The organism is Mycobacterium sp. 1245111.1 (assembly GCF_001673405.1).
Taxonomy (GTDB): domain Bacteria; phylum Actinomycetota; class Actinomycetes; order Mycobacteriales; family Mycobacteriaceae; genus Mycobacterium.
Map to the genome: position 1 here is coordinate 1 of NZ_LZLV01000113.1, position 8,498 is coordinate 8,498.

Genomic DNA, 8,498 nt, shown 5'->3' on the forward strand with positions numbered 1-8,498 from the left:
ATTACGCTCACCAACGGAGACCAGCCGCCGGCTGAGTCCTCAAATCAGAAAGTCTCCGAACTCACCGGGGCGATTCAGGTAGACCTCGCGTTGGGAGATTGCTCTGCGAAACTCGCGTTCCAATGCCGGCGACCAGGTTGATGTGTCGGTTCCGGCTACGCGTCGGAAGTCGCGCAGGGCGTCGAAGTCCTTCGGCGGGTCTGGCAGAAGCAGAACAGCTAGGGGTCGTCTGTACGTTTTTGCCATTGCGCGGAGTTGTTTGATCGTCGGCTGTAGTGATCCGTCTTCCCAGCTTGTGACGGTGTTGACGCTTGCGCCTAAACGCTTCGCCGCCAATTGCATATCATGGAATCCGGCGCTTTTTCGCGCCCACTGTAAAACCGACGGCTCTACAGGTATACGCTCCATAAATTGCTATCCTTTTAATTACATTTCGCGTGACGCTCATAGAAGTTTTACTACGCGGCCTGATGGTCAGAATCGAAGTTGTATTTCCGAGCCTCCCTCAGTCATTGCCGTATTCGAATTGAGCGCCGTAGTCGTCGTAGTCTCCGATGGCTGAGAACTCTCCCGGCAAGCCTGCCTGTGAGACTAACTCCCAGTTCTGAAGGACGAGTCGACACACCGGGCAGCTGAAGTAGTCAGACGAGACTGTCAGTTCGATCCACTCTTCCACGTCGTCACTGAACATGCTGCGCCTGAGGTCTGTGCTGACCACTTCATCGCCTTCGAGCGTGCCCGTCGAGCCACACGCAGGACATGCCTCATCGGCCTTGTGCGCAAGGCTCGCGGTTAAATCGATGGGACGCGACCATTCGCTCGCAATTCGTGTGGGCACGTTGCCCGCGCGCACTTGCGCAAGTCTCTGTTTGGCTCGGGCGATGAGCATTTCGCTCTGCCGTATTATGTTTTCTCTATTTTTGGATAAATAGTCTTCCACTATCAACGATCGATCAGTACCAACGAGATCATCGATATCTTTATCCTGCGCGTTTACCAGGATCGCCGCCTGACTCCAGAATCGTGGCCACCACGCCTCCGGCGGGATCCTTGTGAAAACTGGCGCGCCTCCGTGAAGGTACTCGTTGCGCGCGTGCATGATCGCCCGCGCTTCGCGCTCGTCAAATGGTCGAAAAGCCTTACTGCACCTCTTAACAAGCGAGTGGGCAGCAAGCGAGGTGAACTGTGCGTTTCCCTCGATCAGACCGCTCGCTATCAATATGTTGGTCCCTTCCTCGTTGGGGGATGCGATCAGTGCCGGTGAAACGCGCGAGAGGGCCGACTTTGCAAGTAGTTCGAGCGCGAGTGTTGCCCACAGCGCTCTCTCGTCAAATGTGCGGGGTTCCTCTTCGTCCATTGCGTGGTTGATGAACAGCTTCGCTTTGAGCCAGAGCGCGTCGGCGTCGTAGGTGTCAGACATTCTGCGCCGCCACAACGAAACTCATCCGCGTGATTCGACGACCTTCATCTCCCTCGGATACGTTGGCGCGGGCATGTAGGACGCGGCGATTGTCGATCAAAAGCAGCTGGCCTGGAGTGTCCCAATGGTGCTCGACTACGGCAGTTGCACGGTGATCTGTGAAGAACTCGACGGCCGAACGTGCGCGTTGGTCAATCGGTGTCATGCACCCCGGATCGAAGCGGAAGCCACTGCGCATTGAGTGTGGCGTCGTGAGAAATCTGTCGCTGCCCGCGTCAACAAGGAAGACGCCGTGAGAAACGAAGGCAGGAGGGTATGTAGGCCTCCACAGCAAGGTGGGCGTGTCGTTCGGGGCGGACGCAGAGAACGCAACCAAGTCGGGAGGCCGCCGCAAATGCGCGCCGTCAGTATGCAGAGGTTGCGTGCGCAGCCCGTGGATCGCGCTCAGAGATCTCGGGTGCGAATCAGTCTCTGAGGTTGGAGTGAGCTCGTCAATCATGTTGTTGCCAAGACGATTTGAGATTCTGGTCCAGCCAAGCTCGCTGCTCCACCCTGTCAGGTAGCTGAGGTCGAGCGCGTCGACGGCCCAACCTCTTTGGCGGACCTCTGAATGCAGCGCTCTGATCCGATCCTCGATCGATGGTTGCTTGATCATCGTGAGTACCTCGGCTTGCTCGGCAGATCAGTGGCCGGCTGTACGTTCGTTACTTGAAGCCGCGGGTTCTGGACGAGGTACGCCTCGCCCATCCCCCCAAAGCCGAGAATGCGCAAGATTCTGTACCCAGCCAATGCCTGACCGTCAGCTAGCGGCATGGCGAAATCGTACCGAGGCTCCTGAGTCTTATCCGCAGGATTGATACGGATGATCAGCTGTGTAGACGCTCTGAGGTACCGGCGCAGACTGTTGAGTTGCGCGAGCGATTGGCCACGTATTTGGACAAAAAGCGGCGCGAAACTGTTGCGAACATCGGGGACGCAGTGAGACGGCTCAAATTGCGCAAGTCGACCGAGCTGCACCTATGCGAGCGTCCGCAAGAGGCGCAACGGCTCCCGGCTGGGCCCATAAGTTAGAGATCGAAGGCCGCCGCGCGGCGGCAGGTCTAGCTAATTGGTCTGGTCCGAACGGAATTCCCAGGGAGAGATTTGAGCATCCGTAAGCGGCTCGTCAAAATTCTCGGGCACGATGAGTCGCGGAAGCTGGCCGAACTTCCGGGGGCTGTAGTTCGCTGCGGCATTGTCCTCAGTACCCGCAGCGGTGCTATCTGACTGGTGCCCGTCGTGGGCGCCGTCCCCTCGGGAGCCCGGCCGGGTGGTCATCCAGTCAATTTACGCTCCCAAGAGCGGACGCCCTGGAAATCGTGGCGAAACCATCGTGTCTCTTAGGCGAACCCAATTTCGAGCGAAGTTGCTTGCGTTGGTAGCGAGACGGTCAGGAGGTATCCGATGATCCCAACTAATCGGATACATCAACGAAGGACACTCGATGGCTGCCTCTCAGATACGGGCGAAAGTGCTTGCGGTTCCGAAACAGCCGGAGTCGCAGGCTGATACGCATCAACTCGGCACCTTGCTGACGATCCAAGAGCTCGCAGAGCGGCTAACTGTGAGCGTCGGCTGCATTCGCGCTTGGCGTCTGCGCGGCGACGGCCCGCCGGCAATTCGTGTCGGAACCGCGCTTCGATGGGACTCCCGCGAGGTCGATGAGTGGCTCGACATCCGGCGTGAATCACGCTGGCAAGCAGGGTGATTGAAGGACGTGTCGGTCCAAACGGCGCGCGAGTCTACCGCGCTCGCATCTACTACCGCGGCCGATATGTAGCGTCGCGGACGTTCCAGCGGAAGCGCGATGCGCAGGAATGGGAACGGCGCCAAACGGACAGCCTCCGATCTGGAGTGTGGTCTGATCCGGCAGCAGGCGACAGACCAGTTGGGGAGTGGTGCCAGATCTGGCTGGACGCTCAGCCGGTGCGGCAACCGGCCACCGTGCGCAAAATCCGTGGTGTGATCGCGAAGCAGATCGCCGGAACTTTCGGGCGCCGGCCTCTCGTCTCGGTGCGGCCGTCCGAGGTTCAGGCCTGGGCCGCTGACCTATCGCGTACGCAATCTGTTGCGACCGCACGCCATTCGCTGGGCGTCTTGCGCAGGGTGTTCGACTACGCCGTGCGCGACGGTGCAATCCAGCGCAATCCTGCTGCGGGTATTCGCCTGTCCAAGGTGCAGGGCAACGACCCGCGGCCGTTGACTCATGATCAGCTGTGGCGCCTAGCGGAAAAGGTCGAGGAAGTGAGAGACCGCCTGCTCGTGCTCGTAGCCGGATATTGCGGTCTGCGTTGGGGCGAACTCGCCGCATTGCGATGGTCTGACGTCGATTTGCAGAGTAGAACCTTGCGCGTCGCTCGGGCATATTCGGAGGAAGCACCACGAGGCGAGTTATCGCCGGTAAAGAATCACCAGGCACGCACAGTGCCCGTTCCCGAGATCGTGTCAGGCGAGCTGGCAGCCTATAAGGCTCTGAGGCACGAAGGCGAATTGGTTTTTCCTTCCGCGTCGGGCACACCGCTGCGCAACCGCAATTGGCGACGCGATGTGTTCGATCCTGCGGTCCGGGTGCTTGGACTGAACATCACTCCCCATAATCTCCGCGACACCGCCGCATCATTGGCCATCCAGGAAGGTGCGTCAGTCGTTGCGGTCGCGCGCCTGTTGGGCCATGAGTCGGCGGCTACCACGCTGAACCACTACGCGGGTCTGTTCCCCACCGACCTCGACGACGTCGCTTCGCGACTCGACACAGCCGCGCGACAGGCCATCGCCAACCAACGCCAACCATCTGGTGCCAAACAATCACCGACCAAGCACCGACCAGGCCAAGCCGAGGCCGAAGGTTGAGCGGGCAGCTCAGCGCTCTGAACTGCAAAAATACAAGTGCCCCCGGCAGGATTCGAACCTGCGACACCGGCTTTAGGAGAGCCGTGCTCTATCCCCTGAGCTACGGGGGCTGAAGGGGCCGAAACACCGTTAAACCTACATCCGGACCGGTAGCTGGTGCGTCACAGGCTGTGACGGCGGTATCGGCGCAGGCGGTGAACGTTGGCCAGAGTCGCCGGTTCGGTGCCGGGACGCAGCGCCGCTTCGAGCCGCCCGGCCACTTCGTCGGTGTCGAGATGCATTCCGATCGCGACCAGAAAGTTGGCCGCGGCTCCGGGTGGCGCGTTCGCGATGTGGATCGTCGTGCCGACGAGGTTGACCGCGAAAGTGGACGTACCTCGGCCATATCGCATCTTCACGGCGCCCTTGAGCCGATACACCCCTGCCGGAGAATCCTCGAGCAGGTCGATCAGAGCGCCGGGGTCGACCTCACCGTCGCTAGTCACAGTCACCGAGTCAGCGTGCACGTGGCCACCGTGGGCCACGGCGGTCTCGTCGACGAGCAGTTCGCGCAACGAGAGTTGGCCCGGTTCGTCGTCTGACCCCGCGACGTCGTAGAGCAGGCGCGGGTCGATCTGCCCGCCGACCGCCCCGACGACCGTCGCCCGCGAATTCTGCTTTCGCACGCGTTGTTCCACCCGCTCGACCATGCCGTCGCGGTCGCCGACTGGGAGTTGGTCGAGCTTGTTGACGACGACCAACGACGCCGCCCGATAACGCGCGGGCAGCACCTCTCCGGTGTCGACGATGTCGAAATGCGTTGCGGCGTCGACGACGTCGACCAGTCCGCCGTATCGTAGGCCGGCGACCCGGCTGAAGCCGATGATGCGGGCGACGATCAGCGGATCGGCCAAACCGCTGGCCTCGACGATCACGGCATCGAGGTTGAGCCGCGGGTCGGCAAGCTTGGTCAGCGCGTCGTCGATGCCACCGTCATCGGGCAGACAGCAGATGCAACCGCCGGCGATCGATACCGGCTCGTCGATCTGCCCGGCCACCAGCATGGCGTCGACGTTAAGTTCACCGAAGTCGTTGATAACGATGCCGATCCGTGCGCCCGGGCTGCGGAGCACATGGTTGAGCAGTGTCGTCTTGCCGGCGCCGAGATAACCGGTCAGGCAAACGACGGGGATCGCCGTTGCCAGGGTCTTACAACCAGACCAGCAGACGTGGGCTGCCGGGCGTATCGCGCGGAAAGGCGATCGGCGCCTCGATCCCGTCGAGTTTGACGCGCACCGCGTCAGCATCGGCCGCGACGGCGATAATCGTGCCGATCGCGTACTGACGCTCGTCGTCCCATTTGACGGTCGCGTACCTCCCGAGGTGTTGCACCGCAAGGTCTTCGGGCACGATCTCGGTCGGGTGCGGCGGCAGCGCGGACACCGCGGCGTCCAGTTCGCCTTCGACGGGGGCAGGCCCGGCATCGTCGGCCCAAGCGTTCTCGTCGCCAAAGTACTCGCCGTCGTCGCCGTCGTGCTTGAGCTGTCCCAGCGCCGGCACCTCGTCCTCGATCCACAGCCGCCAGCCCTGCGGCGGCGGCGGCCATGAGGGGTCGGGCGACCAGTCCGGGTGCGGCTCCCAGCCTTTGGGGGGCTTTGGCCAGTTCGGAGGCGGGTTGTAACGCATCAATCCACCATACGTAACTCGGCGGTCATCGCAGCTCAGCGATGACCTTTGCGATGGTGTCCACGTGGTTTTCCTGGAAGGTGAACGACGTCAGTCCGTACTTCTCGTGGTAGCCGAGCAAGGTGTCGGCGATGCCCCTCGGCGATCCGCTGAGCACCGACGGCAGGGCCATCAGCTCGTCGTCGGACAGTTGGACGAACCTGCGGGTGAGGGCCAGGTCGGGCTGCTCGGAGTCGCCGGACGGGACGGCGGTGATCGCGAGGTTCAACACGAGGTCGGCGAACCGGTCGCCGGCGGCGGCGCGAACAAACTCCACCCGGTCGGCGAGCGAGTCGGCACCGGTCAACCCGATGATGTCGGCGTGCTGGGCGGCGATCGTCAGCAATCGGTTTCCGTTGCCCGCGATCAGGATTGGCACCTTCGGCAGGTGCTTCTTCATATACGTGGTGACGTGCTCGAGGTGGTCGACGCGCTCCCGCGCGGTGGGATAGGGCAACTCCGCCGCCTCGAACTCCTCACGCACGTAACCGGCACCGAGGCCCAGGTCGAGGCGTCCGCCACTGAGCTGGTCGACTTCGCCCGCGTCACGGGCTAGCAGCGCGGGCTTGTAGAACCCAGCGTTGAGCACGTAGGTACCAAGCCGCACCCGCGACGTGGCCGACGCGATCGCGGTCAGCACCGGAAAGGGTGCCGGGGCACCGAGGTGATCCGGCAGATGTATCGCGTCAAAGCCGATGTCCTCGTAGCGCTTTACCTTGTCCTGCAACGCAGCCAGCGACTTGGCTGCGTGAATACCCAGCGAAAAGCGTAAGGACTTTTCGGCCATCGGCCACCTCCGGTTGTGTAGTTATTGCAGTTTCCACGTACGCGCCGCGGTCGCCAGGCCCTGCACCAGCTCAGCGGTCACCGGCGACAGCCCGTCGGCACCCGGCAGCGGGCTACGCGGGCTGATGCCCCTGACCCGGATGGGCAACTCTAATTGCGCTCCGCCGCAACGGGTCTGGTTGACCGGGTTCTGCGGATGCAGGCCACGCAGCTCGGCCGGGATCTCATCGAGGTCGGTGACGACGTGGTAGCCGGGCAGATCCAGATGGTCGGCCACGTGGGTGGCGAGCACGCGATTGCCGCCGCCGGCCAGCAGCTGTGTGGCGCGGCCGATCCGTCCGTAGCCATGCAACGACACCGCGACATCGACGTGGTCGAGGAACTCCGCCAGACGCGTCGACTCTTCGCGGAGAAAACGCGCCGACGACAGGTGATGCGGATAGCGGTCTGGATGGCGCACCAGGTACAGCGATGCGCCGGCCGCATCGGCCGCGCGCTCGGCGATCACGTCGGTCATCTGCTCCAGGCCGCCGCCGTGGATCGCGAGGAAGCCGAAGCGCGACCGCAAGCGGCTGGTTTCGGCAACATCGTCGTCGGCGAGCAGCTCGGAAAGTGACTGTGGTGCAGGCGTTGTCGGCCGTGGCCGGGGACGTGGCCAGCGCGAAGGATCCCATCGACGGAGGAAGTCGATCCACTGCTGGGGCAACCCGTGATGCAGCGCCCCGTCGATGATGCGTTCCAGGTAGCCGGGTCGCGGCGGGCCCAGACTCACCCGGTGGTCGATGTACACCCACGCCTCCGCCGGCCCGTCTTCGGTCTGCACGGTCATCTCGTCACGCCGGTAGCGCACCGGGACGCCTTCTGCGCTGTCCAGGGCGGCCAGATCGTGGTCGGACAAATCCCAGACGACCCCGTGCACCGTCGTCCCGTGCAGCGGCTCGACGGTGGCCACCCCGCGTTGATTGATCAGCCAATCGTGGTCGGCGAGCACGGCCCGTCGCGGATTGACCGCGTCGGGGCACCGCTGCGCCATTTGCCGCACGCACAGGTTGGACCCGTACGCGAAGTAGGAATGACGGCGCCGCTGCGTCACGAAGTCGATGTTAGCCGAGCGAATTATTTGCTTGGCCGCGAACGACTTCTGATCGCGAGGTTAATTCCCCGAGTCGTGGCGCGGATGTGTCTGCCTGAGGTGAAAGACTCGTTCAATGAGCAGAGTGGACGAGCGCGGTCCCCGCAATCGGGACACCATCGAGCGCGAATTGCGGGTGCTGGCCGGTGTTCGTGATGCCAACCGCGCGCGCGGCGCGACGATGCCGTCGATCGACCAGATGGACGAGCTGCTTGACGAGCTCATCGCGCTGCGAGGCGGCGGCCGGCACCGGCGCTAGCCTTTGGCGCTGATCGTGAGATAGATCAGCACCACGTTGAGCACGCTGATCAACGTGCCGATCACCCACCCGACGGCCGTCGTGACGCGGTGATTGGTGTCGGTGCCCATCAGCGTGCGATCGCTGGTCAGCCGGACCAGCGGTAGCAGTGCGAACGGGATGCCGAACGACAGGACGACCTGGGACAGCACCAGCGTCCGCGTGGGATCGAACCCCAGCGCCAGGATCACCAGCGCCGGTGCCAACGTCGCCAGCCGCCGCCACACCATCGGGATCGATCGGTGCAGCAGGCCCTGCATGATCATCGC

At 63.0% G+C, this 8,498-nt stretch carries 10 protein-coding genes and 1 tRNA gene; 3 read left to right on the forward strand and 8 right to left on the reverse strand.

All coding sequences use genetic code 11. The features are described 5' to 3' along the window. Positions 1–505: 505 nt before the first annotated feature. Entirely contained in the window at positions 506–1,420 is a 915-nt protein-coding gene (locus A5658_RS18585; RefSeq protein WP_067338603.1) for a hypothetical protein, read from the reverse strand. Further along, complete coding sequence (locus tag A5658_RS27655; protein ID WP_082993278.1) at positions 1,413–2,075, reverse strand: TauD/TfdA family dioxygenase; 663 nt, start codon at positions 2,073–2,075, stop codon at positions 1,413–1,415. Before A5658_RS27655 ends, A5658_RS18585 begins: the two co-directional genes overlap by 8 nt. 828 nt (positions 2,076–2,903) lie before the next feature. Here A5658_RS27655 and A5658_RS29410 point away from each other — a divergent pair. After that, positions 2,904–3,167, forward strand: coding sequence for a helix-turn-helix domain-containing protein (locus tag A5658_RS29410; protein WP_082993280.1), 264 nt, complete (start codon positions 2,904–2,906; stop codon positions 3,165–3,167). 398 nt (positions 3,168–3,565) lie between these two features. After that, positions 3,566–4,309, forward strand: a complete 744-nt coding sequence (locus A5658_RS28905) for a site-specific integrase (RefSeq protein WP_231997370.1) — start codon at positions 3,566–3,568, stop codon at positions 4,307–4,309. Positions 4,310–4,346: 37 nt separating this feature from the next. On the opposite strand, the gene A5658_RS18600 is transcribed toward A5658_RS28905, so the two are convergent. The 5 genes from A5658_RS18600 to A5658_RS18620 all read right to left on the reverse strand — a co-directional run bounded on the left by A5658_RS18600 (position 4,347) and on the right by A5658_RS18620 (position 7,892). Then, positions 4,347–4,419: transfer RNA gene (locus A5658_RS18600), tRNA-Arg, on the reverse strand. Positions 4,420–4,470: 51 nt separating this feature from the next. Continuing rightward, positions 4,471–5,493: a GTP-binding protein gene (locus A5658_RS18605; RefSeq protein WP_067338624.1), complete on the reverse strand. Its 1,023-nt coding sequence runs from the start codon at positions 5,491–5,493 to the stop codon at positions 4,471–4,473. Between the two features lie 4 nt (positions 5,494–5,497). Further along, entirely contained in the window at positions 5,498–5,974 is a 477-nt protein-coding gene (locus A5658_RS28910) for a hypothetical protein (protein ID WP_067338610.1), read from the reverse strand. A 25-nt stretch (positions 5,975–5,999) separates the two neighbouring features. Then, positions 6,000–6,800, reverse strand: a complete 801-nt coding sequence (locus tag A5658_RS18615) for a TIGR03621 family F420-dependent LLM class oxidoreductase (RefSeq protein ID WP_067338613.1) — start codon at positions 6,798–6,800, stop codon at positions 6,000–6,002. 21 nt (positions 6,801–6,821) lie between these two features. After that, entirely contained in the window at positions 6,822–7,892 is a 1,071-nt protein-coding gene (locus A5658_RS18620; protein WP_067338617.1) for a poly-gamma-glutamate hydrolase family protein, read from the reverse strand. A 115-nt stretch (positions 7,893–8,007) separates the two neighbouring features. On the opposite strand from A5658_RS18620, the gene A5658_RS28210 reads away from it, so the two are divergent. After that, positions 8,008–8,190 (forward strand): hypothetical protein, encoded by a 183-nt coding sequence (locus A5658_RS28210; RefSeq protein WP_156751538.1) that lies wholly within the window; start codon positions 8,008–8,010, stop codon positions 8,188–8,190. Here A5658_RS28210 and A5658_RS18625 read toward each other — a convergent pair. Further along, positions 8,187–8,498 (reverse strand): divalent metal cation transporter (locus A5658_RS18625; RefSeq protein ID WP_197503155.1); only part of this gene is annotated, 312 nt, incomplete at its 5' end. The genes A5658_RS28210 and A5658_RS18625 overlap by 4 nt on opposite strands.